This is a genomic window from Anaeromyxobacter dehalogenans 2CP-1, assembly GCF_000022145.1.
In the GTDB taxonomy this organism is placed as follows: domain Bacteria; phylum Myxococcota; class Myxococcia; order Myxococcales; family Anaeromyxobacteraceae; genus Anaeromyxobacter; species Anaeromyxobacter dehalogenans.
This window is the reverse complement of sequence record NC_011891.1, coordinates 4076642-4093168: the sequence shown is the minus strand read 5'-3', so window position 1 is coordinate 4093168 and position 16527 is coordinate 4076642. Positions and strand designations below refer to the sequence as shown.

Sequence of the window (16527 nt, the reverse complement as noted above, 5' to 3'; positions counted from 1 at the left end):
GCTTACATCATTCACGCTGCGTGCCGGGAGCGCGGGTGAGGGCGCGTACCGACGGTGCGTGCGCCCTCGCGCGCGTCCGATCACCCCTTCCCGATCGGCCGTCCGCTGCGGCACCACTCGCTGAACGAGCCCACGTAGAGCGCGGCGCCGCCGAGGCCGGCGGCGTCCAGCGCGAGCAGCGTGTGACAGGCGGTCACGCCGGATCCGCAGTGCACCACGAGGTGCTCGGGCGGGGTGCCGCCGAGCAGCGCCAGGTACTTCCGGCGCAGCGCCTCGGGCGCGAGGAACCGGCCGTCGGGGCCGAGGTTCTCGGCGGAGGGGAGGTTCAGCGTGCCGGGGATGCGGCCGGCCACGGGATCGAGCGTCTCCGTCTCGCCGCGCCAGCGCTCGCGCGCGCGGACGTCGAGCACCTTCCACGCCGGATCCCCGAGCCGGCTCGTGACCTCGTCGATCGAGAGGATGGGGAGCGACCAGCGCGCGGCCGGATACGCCCGCGGCGCAGGCGCCGGCGCCGGCGCTGCGGTGGTCACCGGGACGCCGACGTCCCGCGCCGCCTGGAACCCGCCGTCCAGCACCGCGACCTGCGCGTGGCCGAACGCCCGCAGCATCCACCAGAGACGCGCGGCGGCGTTCTGGCCGCCCGCCGCGTCGTAGACCACGACGCGGGTGTCCGGCCCGATGCCCCACGCGCCGAGCTGCGCGGCCCAGGCGGCCGGCTCGGGCAGCGGGTGGCGGCCGCCGCGGGCCGGATCGAACCCGGGGGCCGACGCGGTGCTGAGGTGGACGTTCAGGTCGGCGTGGAGGGCGCCCTGGAGGTGCCCCGCGGCGTAGGCCTCGAGGCCGGGGCGGGCGTCGAGCAGCCGGACGTCCTGGAGCGAGGTGAGCAGGGCCGGGGCGGGGATGAGCGGGCCGAAGCGCATGCCTCCCCTCTAGCACGCCGCGCGTGCCGCGCGAGGCGCCCGCGGCGCCCGGCCCCGTGCGGTCGCGCGCCGCTCACCGGAGCGTCGCGTGGTACTCCTGCAGGCTCCGCACGCCCTCCGCGCCGGCGCGGCGCGCCGCGATGCCCTTCGCCGTCATCACCGCGGCCGCCGCGGTGGTGACGTACGGGACCCCGGCGCGGATGGCGGCCTTGCGGATGTACGAGTCGTCGTGCGTGCTCTGCTTCCCGGCGGGCGTGTTGACGAGCAGGCTCACCTCGCCGTTCAGGAGCGCGTCGGCGAGGTTGGGCCGCCCCTCGTGCAGCTTCAGCACCAGCTCGGCCTCGATGCCCTGCCCGGCCAGGAAGTCGCGCGTGCCGCGCGTCGCCTTGACCCGGAAGCCCATGCCGGCGAGCTCCCGGATCGCCGCCGCCACCCGCGGCTTGTCGGCCTCGGCCACGGTGACGAGCACGGTCCCGGCGAGGGGAAGCGGCGAGCGGGTGGCCTGCTGCGCCTTGTAGAACGCGAGCCCCGGGCTCCGGGCCAGCCCCAGCACCTCGCCGGTGGAGCGCATCTCGGGCCCGAGCACCGGGTCCACCTCCGGGAACATGTAGAACGGGAACACCGCCTCCTTCACGCCGAAGTAGCCCGGCTTGCGGCGCTCGAGCCGCAGGTCCTTCAGCCGCGTGCCCAGCACCACCTGGGCGGCGATGCGGGCCATGGGGAGGTCGCAGACCTTGCTGACGAGCGGCACGGTCCGGCTGGCGCGCGGGTTCGCCTCGAGCACGTACACGGTGCCGCCCGCGATGGCGTACTGGACGTTGATGAGCCCGATCACGCCCAGCTCGAGGGCCAGGCGGCGGGTGTAGTCCTCGATCGTGGCGAGGTGCTCGGGCGCGACGTTCACCGGCGGGATCACGCAGGCGGAGTCGCCGGAGTGCACGCCGGCGAGCTCGATGTGCTCCATCACCGCGGGCACGAACGCGTCGGTGCCGTCGCAGATGGCGTCCGCCTCGGTCTCCACCGCGTCCACCAGGAAGCGGTCCACGTAGAGCGGCCGCTCCGGCGACACGTCCACCGCCTTGCGCACGTACTCGCGCAGCGTCTCCTCGTCGTGCACGACCTCCATGCCGCGGCCGCCGAGCACGTAGGAGGGCCGGACGATGAGCGGGTAGCCCATGCGCCGCGCCAGCGCGAGCGCCTCGTCCTGGTCGCGCGCCAGCCCCGACTCCGGCTGCGGGATCCCGAGCTTGCGCACCACGGCGCTGAAGCGCTCGCGGTCCTCGGCGAGGTCGATGGTCTCGGGCGAGGTGCCCAGGATGCGGACGCCGGCCTCCTCGAGCTGGCGGGCGATGTCGAGCGGCGTCTGCCCGCCGAACTGCACCATCACGCCGTCCGGGCGCTCCTTGCGGTAGATGGAGAGCACGTCCTCGACCGTCACCGGCTCGAAGTACAGCCGGTCGGCGGTGTCGTAGTCGGTCGAGACCGTCTCCGGGTTGCAGTTCACCATGATCGACTGGTAGCCGGCGTCGCGCAGCGCGAACGCGGTGTGCACGCAGCAGTAGTCGAACTCGATGCCCTGCCCGATGCGGTTCGGACCGCCGCCCAGCACCATGATCTTCTTCGCGCCGGCCCGCGCCGGCACCGCGTCCGGCGCCCGGTAGGTCGAGAAGTAGTAGGCGGCGTCCTGCACGCCGGAGACCGGGACCGCCTCCCAGCCCTCCACCACGCCGAGCGCGGTGCGCCGCTCGCGGACCTCCGCCTCGGACACCCGGAGCAGCCGCGCCAGGTAGCGGTCCGCGAACCCGTCCTGCTTGGCGCGCACCAGCAGGTCGTCCGGCGGCAGCCGGCCCGCGTGCCGGAGCAGCTCCTCCTCCAGCGCGACCAGCTCCTTCATCTGCTCGAGGAACCAGCGCTTGATGTGCGTGCGCTGCTGCAGCAGGTCGAGGTCGGCGCCCTTGCGGATCGCCTCGTAGAGCAGGAACTGGCGCTCGCTGGTGGGCTCGCGCAGCCGCTCCAGCAGCTCCTCCAGCGGCAGCGCGTGGAAGTCCTTCGCGAAGCCCAGGCCGGGCCGGCCGTTCTCGAGCGAGCGGATCGCCTTCTGGAACGCCTCCTTGTAGCTCTTGCCGATCGACATCACCTCGCCGACCGCGCGCATCTGCGTGCCGAGCCGGTCCTGCACGCCCCTGAACTTCTCGAACGCCCAGCGCGAGAACTTCACCACCACGTAGTCGCCGGACGGCGTGTACCGGTCGAGCGTCCCGTCGCGCCAGTACGGGATCTCGTCCAGCGTCAGGCCGGCGGCGAGCATCGAAGAGACGAGCGCGATGGGGAACCCGGTCGCCTTGGACGCGAGCGCGGACGAGCGCGAGGTGCGCGGGTTGATCTCGATGACGATCACGCGCCCGGTGCGCGGGTCGTGGGCGAACTGGACGTTCGTCCCGCCGATCACCTCGATCGCGTCCACGATGCGGTAGGCCTGGTCCTGGAGCCTCGCCTGGAGCTCCGGCGAGATCGTCAGCATCGGCGCGGTGCAGTAGGAGTCGCCGGTGTGGACGCCCATCGCGTCCACGTTCTCGATGAAGCAGACGGTGATCTTCCTGCCCTTGGCGTCGCGGACCACCTCGAGCTCGAGCTCCTCCCAGCCGAGCACCGACTCCTCCACCAGCACCTGCGACACCGGGCTCGCGAGCAGGCCGCGCGCGGCGATCTCCTCCAGCTCCTCGACGTTGTAGGCGAAGCCGCCGCCGGTGCCGCCCATGGTGTACGCGGGCCGCACCACCAGCGGGAAGCCGAGCCGCTGGCCCGCGGCCATGGCCTGGTCCAGCGTGGTCGCGATCTCGCTGCGCGCCGTCTCGATCCCGAGGCGCGTCATGGTCTCCTTGAACGTCTCGCGATCCTCGCCGCGACGGATGGCCTCGAGGTTCACGCCGATGACGCGCACGCCGTACCGGTCGAGGACGCCCTTGCGCGCGAGCTCGGAGGAGAGGTTCAGGCCGGTCTGGCCGCCCAGGTTCGGGAGCAGCGCGTCGGGGCGCTCCTTCTCGATGATCCGGGTGAGCGTCTCCACGTCGAGCGGCTCGACGTAGGTCGCGTCCGCCATCCCCGGGTCCGTCATGATGGTGGCCGGGTTGGAGTTGACGAGGACGATCCGGTAGCCGAGCTTGCGCAGCGCCTTGCAGGCCTGCGTGCCCGAGTAGTCGAACTCGCAGGCCTGGCCGATGACGATCGGGCCGGAGCCGATGATCAGGACCGTCTTCACGTCGTCGCGGCGAGGCATGCGAGCTCCGTCGATGGGGTGGGCGGGGGCCGGATGATGCCACGGCGGGCTGGGATCCGGCGGCCCGCGCGCGGCGGGCGGGCGTGGAGAAGCTCACCGTCCGGTGCGGGACCGCGCGGACCCGGGGTCCGCCCGGGACCGGTGCGACCGTAGGGCGCGCCCCGGCGCACGGCGCGCGAGGCGCGCGGCCTCGCTGGGGATTCCCGCCGCGCGCTCTTCACCCACCGTGACGTCGGGACGGACCGTGGGTTGCAACGCGTCCGGGCGCCCGCCCCACCGCCGGGGCGGCGCCTGCCCAGGGAGGACGTCAACGTGACGAAGAACGTCGGGATCGGCGAGCGCCTCGGGGGCGTCTTCGCCGCGCTGATCGCCATCCTGGGGATCGTCGCGTGGCTGGGCCTGCAGCGGCTCTCGAGCCAGAAGGACGCGATCGACGCGGTGGCGGGCCCGCGCTGGGAGGAGACGGAGCAGGGGGTGAAGGGCCTGGAGCAGATCGGCCGCGAGACGGCCCTGGTCTCGGCGGTGTTCCTGGCGGCCGACCTCGAGGGCGCCCGGAGCGCGGCGGCCGCCGCGGACGCAGCCGACCGCGACGCCGACGGGCTGGTGGACGCGCTGTCGCGGCGCGTGCGCTCGTTCCGGTGCGAGCCCGGCATCGATGCGATGGAGCAGGTGGCCGCGGCGCGGCGGACCTTCGCGGCGGCGTTCGAGCGGGCGCAGGCGCTGCTCGAGCAGGGCCACCTGGAGGAGGCGCGCGCGCTGGCCCGCGCCGAGGTCCTCCCGCTCCTCGAGGACGTCCACCGCGCCTGGGCGGCGTTCTTCGCCCACGAGGGCGTGCACGTGCGGACCGCCGCCGCGGCCGTGGAGGCGGACCACGACGCGGCGCGGACCACGACGCTGGCGATGGGCGTGGCCGCGGTGCTGCTCGCGGTGGTGCTGGCGGTGTGGATCACCCGCAGCATCACCGGGCCGCTCCGGGGGGCGATCGGCGCGGCGAAGCGCATCGCGGGCGGAGACCTGCGCGACCCGGTGCAGGTCACGTCCCACGACGAGATCGGCGCGCTCCAGCGCGCGATGCGCGAGATGGGCGAGAAGCTGGCCGAGGTGATCGGCGACGTCCGAAGCGGCGCGGAGGCGCTCACCGCCGCCTCGGCGCAGGTCGCGAGCACCTCGCAGTCGCTGTCGCAGGGCACCGGCGAGCAGGCGGCGAGCGCCGAGGAGGCCACCTCCTCGCTGGAGGAGATGAGCGCGTCGATCGCGCAGAACGCCGAGAACGCGCGTCAGACCGAGCAGATGGCGAGCCTGGGGGCGCGCAACACCGACGTGGGCGGCAAGGCGGTGGCCGAGTCGGTCGCCGCCATGCGCTCCATCGCCGGGCAGATCTCCATCGTCGAGGAGATCGCGTACCAGACCAACCTGCTCGCGCTGAACGCCGCCATCGAGGCGGCGCGCGCCGGCGAGCACGGGCGGGGCTTCGCGGTGGTCGCGACCGAGGTGCGCAAGCTCGCCGAGCGCGCGCAGCGCGCGGCGAAGGAGATCGGCGAGGTGGCCGGCTCGAGCGTGCACGTGGCGGAGCGCAGCGGCGAGCTCATCGCCGAGCTGGTGCCCGCCATCCAGCGGACCGCCGATCTGGTGCAGGAGGTGGCCGCCGCGTCCCAGCAGCAGGCGGTCGGGGTCGCGCAGGTCTCGAAGGCCATGGCGATCGTGGACCAGGTGACGCAGCGCAACGCCTCGGCGGCGGAGGAGCTCTCCGGCACCGCCGAGGAGATGGCCTCGCAGGCCGAGGCGCTCCTGCAGGTGGTCGGCTTCTTCCGGGTGCGCGAGGACGGGCCGCGCGCCGGCTGAGCGCCGGCCCCGACGCCCGTCAGTCCCAGCTCACCCTGCGGATGGGCAGCCCGCGCCCGTCCGGCTCGCCGCCGGCGCCGCCGGTCTCGGTGCGGCAGGGCCCCTCGCTCGGCGCCCACAGCGGCCGCTCCTCGCTGCCGTCGGGGTGGACGGCGCCGTGGCGCGGCGGCAGCTGCTCGGGGGCGACCGGATGGCCGTCCGCGGGGTTCCAGCGGCGGCCGGTCATGGCGTGGCCTCGGTGACGGCCCGCAGGCGCTGGACGAGCTGCCGGTGCGCCTCGCCCTGTACGGCGCGATCGGACATCGGGTAGAGCATGTGCTCCTCCTTCATGTTGTGGACCGACAGGACCTGCGTGAGCCCGCCCACCGCGGCGGCCAGGCCGCCGGCGTCCTCGCGATCCAGCGACCCGGCGGCCTCGCGCATCCGCTCCCGGATCTGCACGTGCTCCATGCGCATCACCTGGGTCGGCCCGGACGCCATGCCGGTGGCGTCCTCGAACGTGGGGAACAGGACCTGCTCCTCGGCGTCGATGTGGCGATCGAGGCCGGACGTGAACTCGGCGAAGCGCCGCGCGGCGTCTCGGTACTCGCCCGCCGCGGCGAGCCGCTCCACCTCGGGCAGGATCGCGTCGAGCCGGCGGTGGTCCGCCTCGAGGTAGCCGGTCACGCTGTCCGGCGCGCCGCCGGCGGGCGCGGCGGCCTGCCGGCCCGGCGCCTTGCGCTCGATCCGGACCTGCCACGCGGCGGGACCCTGCTCGAGGTACTCGTGCTGCGCTTCGCCGGGCCGGACGAACCGGAACTGCTGGAGGAGCGGCATGGGATCGTGATCGTTCACGATCACCATCGAGTCGCCGGTCGGCAGCGCGTCGAAGCACTGGAAGACGAGGCCGTGCCGCACCTGCGGCGGGAGGGCTCGGAGATCGATCACGCGGGGCTGCTGGGGCATTCGGTTCGCTCCTGTCGAAGTGCGGGGACGGAAACCCGGACTGCACGGGCCGTGCCCCTCATGCCCGGGCGGCGCTCGTCACGGAGTGCTTGCGCGACAGCAGTTTCGTGGCCGAGCGCGCGGCGCGCTCCGCCCCCAGCGGGACCGGGCGTGTTCCAGGGCGTCTCGAACTGGAACGCGCGACCGCTCGCTGCCCGCTGCGCCGGGCGGCCCCAGATTGCGCGGATGGACGGCTCCGTGCTCGAGAGGGCATTCACGCGGGCGGAGGAGGCGCTGCTCTCCCGGACGCTGATCGGCCGCCGGCTCGCCGCGGACGTGCGTGACGAAACCGGGCTGGTGGTGTTCGCCGCGGGCGCGGAGATCGACCGGCCGCTGCTCGACCGGGCGCGCGAGCGCGGGCTGCTCGACGAGGTGGCGCGCGCGGCCGAGCCGGGGACGAGCGACACCGAGCTGGAGGAGCTGTTCCTGTGGCTCGCCGAGCGCCGGCGCACCCGGGGCTGAGCGCCGGCGGCGAGGCGGTGCTGCTCGTGAACGCCGCCGCGCGGAAGGGCGACGCGGCGCTGTCCGCCGCGCGCGCCGCGCTGGAGGGGGCCGGGGTGGTCCTCGCCGAGGCGCGCGCGATCGAGCCGGGAGCGCTGAGGGAGGCGGTCGAGGCGGCGGTCGCGGCGGGGGCGGCGCGCGTCATCGTGGGCGGCGGGGACGGGTCGCTCGCCGCGGCGGCGTCCGCGCTCGCCGGCACCGGCGCGGCGCTCGGGGTGCTCCCGCTCGGCACCGCGAACGACTTCGCGCGCACGCTGCGCATCCCGGACGACCTCGCGGGCGCGGCGCGGGTGATCGCGCGCGGGCGCGTGCGCCGGGTGGACGTGGGCTGGGCCGGCGGGCGCGCGTTCCTGAACGCGGCCAGCGTGGGCGCGTCGTCCGAGCTGACGCGGCGGCTCGACGACGGCCTCAAGCGGCGCGCCGGGACGCTCGCGTACCCGGTGGCGGGCGCCGCCGCCGCGGGCCAGCCGCCGTTCCGGGCGCGGCTCGAGGTGGACGGGCGAACCGAGGAGCTGCGCGCGCTGCAGGTGGTGGTGGGGAACGGCCGCTACCACGGCGGCGGCCGGCTCATCGCGCCGCGCGCCCGCGCCGACGACCACCTCCTGGACGTGTACGTGCTCACCACGGCCTCCTCCCCGGGCGCGCCGCGGCTGCGCGACCGCCTGCGCGACCTCGCCGGCCTCGCGCGCTACGCCCTCCTGCTCCTCCGCGGACGCCACCTCGAGCACCCGGGCGTGCTCCACGTGCGCGCGACGCGCGCCGCGCTCTGGACCGACCCGCCGCTCGAGATCGACGCGGACGGCGAGCTGGCCGGGTCCACGCCGGCCGAGTTCCGGGTTTCACCCGGGCAGCTCGCGGTGCTCGCGCCCTAGGGCCGCGACGCCGCGCCGCTGCGGCCCGCGGTACACGCAACGTGTGGCCGAGGGGACACGCTCCGCCGGTTCTCCCGTGTTCCCGCGGCCCTGGACGCCGGGCGGGGGCGGCCCGGAGCTTGCGATGCCACCGGCGCCATGACCCCGCTCGCCCTGCGCACCGCCGTGGTCTCGCTCCTCCTCGTCCCGCCGCTCGCGTTCCTGCTCGCGTGCGCGCATCGCCCCGCGCGGCCCGGCTGCCCGCCGGTGGACGCGCTGATCCTCGTGGACACCGCCGAGCATCGCCTGGCGCTCTGCGAGGCCGGCGCCGCGGCCGCGGTCTTCCCGGTGGCGCTCGGCAGCGCCGGGACGGAGAAGCGCGCCGAGGGCGATCGCCGGACGCCCCTCGGCGCGTACGCGCTGGGTACGCCGCGGCCCTCCGCCGGCTTCGGCACCTTCATCCCCATCGGCTACCCGACGGCGGAGCAGCGGCGCGCCGGGCGCACCGGCAGCAACGTCGGCATCCACGGGCCGGCGCGGGCGATGCGCTGGGCGGGACGGCTCAACACCTGGGCGGACTGGACCGCCGGCTGCGTGGCGCTCGGGTCCGACCGCGAGGTCGCGGCGGTGGCCGCCTTCGTGGAGCGACGCCGGCCGGGCGTGGTGCTGCGCTGAGGCTCAGCCCGCCACGCCGAGCGTCGCGGCCGTGGTGAACCGGCGCAGCTCCTCGTACGGCAGCGCGCCCGAGACCCGGTCCACCTCCTTGCCGTCGCGGAACACGACGAGCGTGGGGATGGCCTGGATCCCGAAGCGCGCGCCGGCCGCCGGGCTCGCCTCGGTGTCCACCTTCAGCACCACCAGCCGCCCGGCCTGCTCGCGCGCGAGCCGCTCGAGCACCGGCGCGAAGGCGCGGCACGGGGCGCACCACGGCGCCCAGAAGTCCACCAGCACGGGCGCCGGGCTGCTCCCGACCGCGCGCTCCAGCGCCGCGAGGTCGGCGTGGCCGGGGGCCCCGCTGGTGTCGAGGTCCGCCTTGCACTTGCCGCAGACGGGTTCGCGCCCCGGCGTGAGCGGGGCGAGGCGGTTCATCGCGCCGCAGCGGGCGCACCGGTAGATGAGGGGCGAGGCCATGAGCAGAACATGCGTCCGACGCCGGCCGTGTCAAACGCGCCCGGTGCAGCGGCCTGCTCGCGCCGCCGGCCGCGCCCCGGGCCGGTTCACCGCCCCGACGCCCCCTCGCGAGAGCGGCCGGCCCGCGCCCCGGCGCCGCGCCCGCTGCCCAGGGCGGATGCGAGGAACTCCACGAACGCGCGGACCCGCGCCGGCACCGAGCCGGCGGGGCCCAGGAACAGCGCGTGGATCTCGAGGGCGTCTCCGGGCTCGAACGCCTCGAGGACGCGCACGAGGCGCCCTGCCTCGAGGTCGTCCGTGACCTGGAAGAGCGCGAGGCGCGCGAGGCCCGCGCCCGCGAGCGCCAGCCGCCGCGCAGTCTCGCCGTCGCCCGCGCGCACGGCGCCGCGCACCGGCACCCGCACCTCCTCGCCGCCCTGGCGGAACGGCCAGTCCTGGAGGGTGCGCGCGAACGTGAAGCCGATCCGCTCGTGCGCGCCGAGGTCGGCCGGCGTGTGCGGCGTCCCGCGGCGCGCGAGGTAGTCGGGTGACGCGACCACGGCCACCGGGCTCTCGCCCAGCTTGCGCGCGAGCAGCCCGGAGGCGCGCAGCGGGCCCACGCGGATGGCGACGTCGGCGCGCCGCTCCACCAGGTCGACCACCTCGTCGGTGAGCACCAGGTCGAGCGTGACGCCCGGGTTCGCCTCGAGGAAGCTCCGCACCACCGGCAGCAGGCAGTGCACGCCGAACGGGAGGTTCGCGTTCACGCGCACCCGGCCGCGCGGCGCGCCGCCCCGTGCCTCGCTCTCGGCCTCCTCCACCTCCGCCAGGATCCGGAGCGCCCGCTGGTGAAACGCCTCGCCCTCGGCGGTGAGCCGGACCGCGCGCGTGGTGCGCGTGAGCAGCCGCGCCCCGAGCCGCGCCTCGAGGCGCGCGACCAGCTTGTTCAGCGCGGAGGGGGTCTTCCCGAGCGCGCGCCCGGCGGCGGAGAAGCCGCCCAGCTCCGCGACGGCCGCGAACGCCTCCATCTCGTACAGCCGGTTGCCGTCGCCATGGGCCATCGATGAGCTCGGTTCACAGGTGTTGTGCCTGGAGAGTGCTAGCGGGGAGGGGGGGCGCCGCGCATCCTTTCCGCGCGACGCGCAGGCCGGCCAGGGCTCGTGGCCACGCGCGGCGCGCCAACCACCGGGACGGGAGTCATCGTGGAGCACAGGAGACTGGGAGCATCGGGGCTGGAGGTCCCGGCGCTGAGCTTCGGCGCCGGCACGTTCGGCGGGGCGGGGCCGCTGTTCAGCGCCTGGGGGACGATCGACGTCGCAGGGGCGAGGCGCATGGTGGACATGTGTCTGGACGCGGGCGTCACGCTGTTCGACACCGCGGACGTCTACTCCTCGGGCGCATCGGAGGAGGTGCTCGGCGCCGCGCTGGAGGGGCGGCGGGATCGCGCGCTCATCTCCACCAAGACCGGGCTCCCCACCGGCGACGGGCCGAACGACGCGGGCACGTCGCGGCTGCGCCTCGTGCGCGCGTGCGAGGCGGCGCTGCGGCGCCTTCGCACCGATCGGATCGACCTGCTGCAGCTCCACGCGTTCGACGCCCGCACCCCGGTGGAGGAGGTGCTCTCCACGCTCGACGACCTGGTCCGCGCCGGGAAGGTGCGCTACGTGGGGGCCTCCAACTTCTCGGGCTGGCAGCTCATGAAGTCGCTGGCGGAGGCGGACCGCCGCGGGTGGCCGCGCCACGTGGTGCACCAGGTGTACTACTCACTCGTCGGGCGGGACTACGAGTGGGAGCTCATGCCGCTTGCGCAGGATCAGGGCGTCGGCGCGATGGTCTGGAGCCCGCTCGGCTGGGGGCGGCTCACGGGGAAGATCCGCCGCGGCCAGCCGCTCCCCGCCGTGAGCCGGCTCCACCAGACCGCCGACTACGGCCCGCCGGTGGACGAGCCGCTGCTGTACCGCGTCGTCGACGCGCTCGAGGCGGTGGCCGCGGAGACCGGCCGGACCGTCCCGCAGGTCGCGCTCAACTGGCTGCTCCGCCGCCCGACGGTGTCGACCGTGGTGATCGGCGCGCGCACCGAGGAGCAGCTGCGGGACAACCTCGGCGCCGTGGGGTGGGCGCTCACGCCGGCGCAGGTCGCGGCGCTCGACGCCGCGAGCGCGGTGCCGGCCCCCTATCCGTACTGGCCCTACCGGCGCCAGGAGGGCTTCGCGCGACTCTCCCCTCCATCCGTCTGACGGCGTCCGCCTGCGCGTGCGCGAATGGGCGCGGCTCCTTCGGGGCCGCTGCCTCGCGCCGCCTTCGATGAAACACTGGCGGGGCAGCGCGCGCGGGGGGTCCCATGAAGGCGCGGTCGCTGGTCCAAGTCGCCTGGCTGAACCTGCGCGCGCTCCCGGGGGCGGCGCTCGCCATGCTCCCGATCCTGCTCCGGCGGCCCACCGGCGCGCGCGGGCGCAAGCCGCGCGAGGAGGGCGCCGGCGCCCCGCTGCCCGACGCCGAGGCGGGCCGGCGCGCCACCTCGTCATGACCGCCGGGCGGGGGGAGCGCGCGTGAAGATCGGGATCGTCACCGAGTACTACTACCCGAGCATCGGCGGGGTTCAGGAGCACGTCCACCACTTCGCTCGGGAGGCGCGGCGCCTCGGTCACGCGGTGAAGATCCTCACCAGCGAGATGCCGGACCTGCCGCCGCCGTCGCCGGAGGCGAGCGGTCCCGACGTGCTCCGGCTCGCGCGCAGCCGCCCGTTCTTCCTGAACGGCGGGTTCGGCCGCGTCTCGGTCGGCCTCGGCCTCTCGCGGGCCATGCGCGACGCGCTCGACCGCGAGCGCTTCGACGTCCTGCACGTCCACTGCCCCATCACCCCGGTGCTGCCCTGGCTGGCGCTGCAGCACGCCCGCGGCCCCGTCGCCGGCACCCTCCACACCCACTACACTCCCGGCCTCGGCTCGCGCCTGGCGGGCGGCCTGGAGCGGCGCTACCTCGGCCGGCTCGACCTGGTGCTGGCCGTCTCGCACGCGGCCGCGTCGCTCGCCGCCGGGATCCGCGACGACGTGCAGATCGTCCCGAACGGCGTGGACGCGGAGGGCTTCGGTCAGGGCCGCCGGCCGGCGCGCTTCGACGACGGCCGCTTCAACGTGCTCTGGGTCGGGCGGCTCGAGCCGCGGAACGGGCTCGACCGCATGCTGCGCGCGTTCGCCCGGCTGCGGGCCCGCGTCCCGTCGCGGCTGCTGGTCCTGGGCGACGGTCCACTCCGCCGCCGGTACGAGCGGATGGTCCCGCGGGATCTCGTCGAGGACGTGGTGTTCGCCGGGGCGGTGATCGAGGGGCGGGCGGACTGGTACGCGGCCGCGCACGTCTACTGCGCCCCGACCAGCGTGGCCTCCTTCGGCGTGACGCTGCTCGAGGCCATGGCGGCCGGGCGCCCGGTGCTCGCGTCCGACATCGACGGGTTCCGGGAGGTGCTGCACGACGGCGAGGAGGGCCGCCTGCTCCCTCCGGACGATCCCGACGCGTGGGCCGACGCGCTCGAGGCGCTGGCGCACGACCCGGCGCGCGCCGCCGCGCTCGGCGCGCGGGGGCGCGCCACCGCGGCCCGCTACGCGTGGCCCATCGTGGCGCGGCGCGTGCTCGACCTGTATCAGCAGGTGGTCTGAGGAGCGGTCCCGGCGATGCGCAGCGCGGTCACGCCGACGGGGTACCGGAGCGAGCCGCGGCGCGCGGATCTCGACTGGCTGCGCGTGCTCGGGATGCTGGCGGTGTTCCTGGTGCACGCCGCCGAGCCGTTCAACCCCTGGGACACCTGGCACGTGCAGAGCGCGCTGCGCAGCAAGTGGCTGGGCGAGCTCGTGTTCTTCCCTGCGCCGTGGATCATGCCGCTCTTCATGGCGCTCGCCGGCGAGGCGGCCTGGCTCGCGCTGCGTCACCGCTCGCCCGCCCGCTACGCGCGCGAGCGCCTGCTCCGCCTCGGGCTGCCGCTCGCGCTCGGGATCCTCGTGCTCGTGCCGCCGCAGGTCTGGGTGGAGCGGCGCCTCCAGGGCCGGTTCGACGGATCGCTGCTCGCGTTCTACCCGCACTTCTTCGAGGGCATCTATCCGGAGGGGAACTTCGCCTGGCACAACCTCTGGTTCCTGGTGTTCCTGCTCGCGTTCTCGCTCGCGACCGCGCCGCTCCTCGCCGCGCTGCGCCGCCCCGCAGGCCGCCGGCTGCTCGCGCGCCTGGCCGCGCCGTGCCAGGGGCCCGCCGGCCTCGCCTGGCTGGTGCTGCCGGCGGTCGCAATCCGGATCGCCACCGCGACCGCGGCGCCGCGCTTCGCGCCGCTCGCCTACGACTGGTCGAACCGCGGGCTGCTGCTCCCCGCGTTCCTGTGGGGCTTCGCGGTGGCGGCGGAGCCCGGCTTCGCCGCCGCGCTCGATCGCCACTGGCGGCTGGCGCTGGTCGTCGCGGCCGCCGTGTCGGTGGGGCTCTGCGCGTGGGCGTGGCCGGGGGACGTGCTCGCGCGCCTGCCGGCCGCCCGCTCGGCCGGCGGCGTGCTGCTGTGGGGCGGGTACGGCGGCGCGTCGTGGTGCTGGCTGGTGGCGCTGCTCGGCGGCGCGCGCCGGTGTCTCGCGCGCGACGACGGCGAGGCGCTCCAGCGCGCCAGCGCGCTCGTCTACCCGTTCTACGTGCTCCACCACGGCGTGATCGTCGGCCTCGCCGCCGCGATGGTGCAGCGGGGCGCCGACTCCGCCGGCCTGCCGGTCGCGTTCCTCGGGCTCGCCGCCGCCTCGCTCGCCATCAGCCTCGGCCTGTGCTGGTGGGTCGCCGCCTGGGAGCCGCTCCGGGTGGTGTTCGGGCTCCGTTCGCGACGCCGGGCCGCCGTGCGCGGGACGATCCCGCTGGCTAGAGATGAGCTGTAGCGGCGCGGACGGCGCCGCCTGGAGCCGGCTGCTCCGGACGCACCCCACGCCTCCTTGACCCCGACGCGCTCCACCTCCCGGCCCACCCGCCTTCGCCGCCTCGGCGTCCTGCTCTCCATCGCGACCGCGGTCGGCATGAGCGCGCCGGCCCGCGCCGGGCGCGCGCCGCCGGCGCCCGCGGAGCTCGACGCGCGGCCGGTCGAGCTGCGGAGCGGCTCCGGGAGCACGATCCGCGGCTGGCTCGCGCGCGGGCACCCGGGCGCGGGCGCCGTCCTGCTGCTGCACGGCATCGGCGCGAGCGCCGCCGAGATGGCCGGGCGCGCCCGCTTCCTCGCCGCGGTGGGGTACTCGGTGCTCGCCATCGACTTCCGCGGGCACGGCGCGAGCGGCTCGGCCCAGACGACCTACGGCGCGCTGGAGAGCCGCGACGCGCGCGCCGCGGTGGAGTGGCTGCGCGCGGCGCTGCCGGGCGAGCGGATCGGCGTGATCGGCATCTCGATGGGCGGCGCGGCGGCGCTGCTCGGCCCGGTCCCGCTGAAGGTGGACGCGCTGGTGCTCGAGTCGGTCTACCCGACCATCGACGCCGCCATCCGCAACCGGGCGCGGGCCTGGCTCGGCCCGCTCGGCGGGCTGCTCGCGCCGCTCGTCGAGCGGCTGATGCTCCCGCGCCAGGGCGTCCGCGCGGCCGACCTCCGCCCGGTGGACCGCATCGGCGCCCAGACGGCGCCGCTCCTCGTGCTCGCCGGCGCGGCGGATCCGTACACGCCGCTCGCCGAGTCGCGGGCGCTGTACCGGAGCGCCCGCGCGCCGAAGGCGCTCTGGGAGGTGCCCGGCGCCGGCCACGTGGACCTCCACGCGTTCGCCCGGACCGAGTACGAGCGGCGCGTGGGCGGCTTCCTGGACCGCCGGCTGCGGGTGCAGACGGCGCGTGCGCCGATCGCCGAGGCGCCGATCGCGGCCGCTACGGGTAGGCCGTGAACAGGTCGGACAGGCTCGCCGAGGTGGCGGCGGACCGCAGCAGCGGCGTGACGCCCAGGATCTCCTGCACGGTGCGCACGGTGGAGCCGTGCGTGTACGCGCCGGGCGCGGCGTAGCCGGGCTTCGCGAGCGGCGACACCGCGATGAGGCCGATGGGGTGGTCGCCCCGGTGGCCCTCGTCCCAGACCACCAGGATGACGCCGCCGTCGCGGTAGGCGGCGCTGTCCATGATGGCCGGCACCTCGCGCGCCAGGAACGCGTCCTGCTGCGCGACGGGATCGTTCAGCGGCGGGCAGGCGTCGTGCCCGTCGTCGCAGACGTCCGGGATGATGAAAGAGTACCGGGGCACGGTGCCGGCGGCGAGGTCCGCGGCCAGCTCCTCGAAGGGCCGCACGTGCGCGATGCAGCGGGCGCTGTGCGGGTCGAACGGGTGCCCGGAGACGTCCTCGAAGTAGACGAACGGGTCGTGGCGCACCGCGTACTTCCCCTCGTTCACGAGCGGGCAGGTGTCGCCGGCGATGCCCTCCGCGTACGCCTTCCACGTGAGCCCGACGTCCTCGAGGTAGGTCGCGAGGTGGCAGGTCACCGGCAGCGGCACGTCCGCGGGCGGCGCGTCGAAGTGGATGCCCAGCGGGTCGCCGGCCTCGAGCCACACGTAGTTGCCGAGGCTGGGGTGCAGCCCGCCGGTCCGGTAGTCCACCGCGTGCGCGAACGCGGGCAGCAGCGTGCCGTTCACGTAGGGTGCAGACGGGTTGCCGGCGACGTCGGACCAGTCCTGGTTCTCCATCACGATCACGAACACGGTCCTGAGCGCGTGCGGCGCGCCGCCGGTCGCGAGCGCCGGGGCCTGGGGCGGGCAGGCGTCATGGCTGGTGTCGCGGGTCTGCGCGCAGGCGAGGGCGAGCGGGAGGAGCGCGGCGAGCAGCGTCGGACGGGAGCGGAGACGGTGGAGCGGCGGCCGCGGCGCGCTCCGGGGGGCGGGGGTGTGCACGGACGTTTACTGGGCGCCGCAGCGGCGGCGCGCAACGCGGCCGGCCCTGCGGGCCCGCGCGGGAACGCCGATCCGTGAACCCTGCACCTCGCGGGGCGCGCACCGGCCCCCTCTGGGACGGTCGCACCCGTCGATCCGGCGGCTCTCGGAACGTCGACGCGATAGAGGCACGGAGCGC

Annotated in this window: 16 protein-coding genes; 9 read left to right on the top strand and 7 right to left on the bottom strand. The window is 75.8% G+C overall.

What is annotated here, in order from left to right; translation table 11 throughout:
• Window positions 1-80: 80 nt before the first annotated feature.
• Together A2CP1_RS18500 and carB are read right to left on the bottom strand one after the other, a co-directional pair.
• On the bottom strand, window positions 81-920 hold the full coding sequence (locus A2CP1_RS18500) for a sulfurtransferase (protein WP_015934772.1): 840 nt from the start codon (window positions 918-920) through the stop codon (window positions 81-83).
• A gap of 73 nt (window positions 921-993) precedes the next feature.
• Complete coding sequence (gene carB, locus A2CP1_RS18495; RefSeq protein WP_015934771.1) at window positions 994-4197, bottom strand: carbamoyl-phosphate synthase large subunit; 3204 nt, start codon at window positions 4195-4197, stop codon at window positions 994-996.
• A gap of 312 nt (window positions 4198-4509) precedes the next feature.
• On the opposite strand from carB, the gene A2CP1_RS18490 reads away from it, so the two are divergent.
• The gene (locus A2CP1_RS18490; RefSeq protein ID WP_015934770.1) at window positions 4510-6039 is read left to right on the top strand and encodes a methyl-accepting chemotaxis protein; all 1530 of its coding nucleotides are present in this window, start codon (window positions 4510-4512) and stop codon (window positions 6037-6039) included.
• A 19-nt stretch (window positions 6040-6058) separates the two neighbouring features.
• Here the strand turns inward: A2CP1_RS18490 and A2CP1_RS18485 are convergent, their stop codons facing one another.
• Window positions 6059-6265 (bottom strand): hypothetical protein, encoded by a 207-nt coding sequence (locus tag A2CP1_RS18485; protein WP_015934769.1) that lies wholly within the window; start codon window positions 6263-6265, stop codon window positions 6059-6061.
• The gene (locus tag A2CP1_RS18480; RefSeq protein WP_015934768.1) at window positions 6262-6984 is read right to left on the bottom strand and encodes a DUF2249 domain-containing protein; all 723 of its coding nucleotides are present in this window, start codon (window positions 6982-6984) and stop codon (window positions 6262-6264) included. The genes A2CP1_RS18485 and A2CP1_RS18480 overlap by 4 nt, the downstream gene beginning before the upstream one ends.
• Before the next feature lie 225 nt (window positions 6985-7209).
• Here A2CP1_RS18480 and A2CP1_RS18475 point away from each other — a divergent pair, with 225 nt between their 5' ends.
• From A2CP1_RS18475 to A2CP1_RS18465, 3 genes are all read left to right on the top strand, one after another.
• On the top strand, window positions 7210-7485 hold the full coding sequence (locus A2CP1_RS18475; RefSeq protein WP_015934767.1) for a hypothetical protein: 276 nt from the start codon (window positions 7210-7212) through the stop codon (window positions 7483-7485).
• Complete coding sequence (locus A2CP1_RS18470; protein ID WP_015934766.1) at window positions 7452-8396, top strand: lipid kinase; 945 nt, start codon at window positions 7452-7454, stop codon at window positions 8394-8396. The genes A2CP1_RS18475 and A2CP1_RS18470 overlap by 34 nt, the downstream gene beginning before the upstream one ends.
• 138 nt (window positions 8397-8534) lie before the next feature.
• On the top strand, window positions 8535-9050 hold the full coding sequence (locus A2CP1_RS18465; RefSeq protein WP_015934765.1) for a L,D-transpeptidase family protein: 516 nt from the start codon (window positions 8535-8537) through the stop codon (window positions 9048-9050).
• Window positions 9051-9053: 3 nt separating this feature from the next.
• Here A2CP1_RS18465 and trxC read toward each other — a convergent pair whose 3' ends face one another.
• Together trxC and A2CP1_RS18455 are read right to left on the bottom strand one after the other, a co-directional pair.
• The gene (trxC, locus tag A2CP1_RS18460; RefSeq protein WP_015934764.1) at window positions 9054-9506 is read right to left on the bottom strand and encodes a thioredoxin TrxC; all 453 of its coding nucleotides are present in this window, start codon (window positions 9504-9506) and stop codon (window positions 9054-9056) included.
• An 86-nt stretch (window positions 9507-9592) separates the two neighbouring features.
• A complete protein-coding gene (locus A2CP1_RS18455) occupies window positions 9593-10546 on the bottom strand; it encodes a LysR family transcriptional regulator (protein WP_015934763.1) in 954 nt (317 codons plus the stop codon).
• 141 nt (window positions 10547-10687) lie between these two features.
• On the opposite strand from A2CP1_RS18455, the gene A2CP1_RS18450 reads away from it, so the two are divergent.
• The 5 genes from A2CP1_RS18450 to A2CP1_RS18430 all read left to right on the top strand — a co-directional run bounded on the left by A2CP1_RS18450 (window position 10688) and on the right by A2CP1_RS18430 (window position 15358).
• The gene (locus A2CP1_RS18450) at window positions 10688-11722 is read left to right on the top strand and encodes an aldo/keto reductase (protein WP_015934762.1); all 1035 of its coding nucleotides are present in this window, start codon (window positions 10688-10690) and stop codon (window positions 11720-11722) included.
• A 104-nt stretch (window positions 11723-11826) separates the two neighbouring features.
• Entirely contained in the window at window positions 11827-12012 is a 186-nt protein-coding gene (locus A2CP1_RS18445) for a hypothetical protein (protein ID WP_012527575.1), read from the top strand.
• 22 nt (window positions 12013-12034) lie between these two features.
• Window positions 12035-13138, top strand: a complete 1104-nt coding sequence (locus tag A2CP1_RS18440; protein WP_015934761.1) for a glycosyltransferase family 4 protein — start codon at window positions 12035-12037, stop codon at window positions 13136-13138.
• 15 nt (window positions 13139-13153) lie between these two features.
• The gene (locus A2CP1_RS18435; protein ID WP_015934760.1) at window positions 13154-14380 is read left to right on the top strand and encodes an acyltransferase family protein; all 1227 of its coding nucleotides are present in this window, start codon (window positions 13154-13156) and stop codon (window positions 14378-14380) included.
• Between the two features lie 54 nt (window positions 14381-14434).
• Entirely contained in the window at window positions 14435-15358 is a 924-nt protein-coding gene (locus tag A2CP1_RS18430; protein WP_041450553.1) for an alpha/beta hydrolase, read from the top strand.
• On the opposite strand, the gene A2CP1_RS18425 is transcribed toward A2CP1_RS18430, so the two are convergent.
• Complete coding sequence (locus A2CP1_RS18425) at window positions 15342-16349, bottom strand: alkaline phosphatase family protein (RefSeq protein WP_015934758.1); 1008 nt, start codon at window positions 16347-16349, stop codon at window positions 15342-15344. The two genes, A2CP1_RS18430 and A2CP1_RS18425, sit on opposite strands and share 17 nt — an antisense overlap.
• Window positions 16350-16527 lie beyond the last annotated feature (178 nt).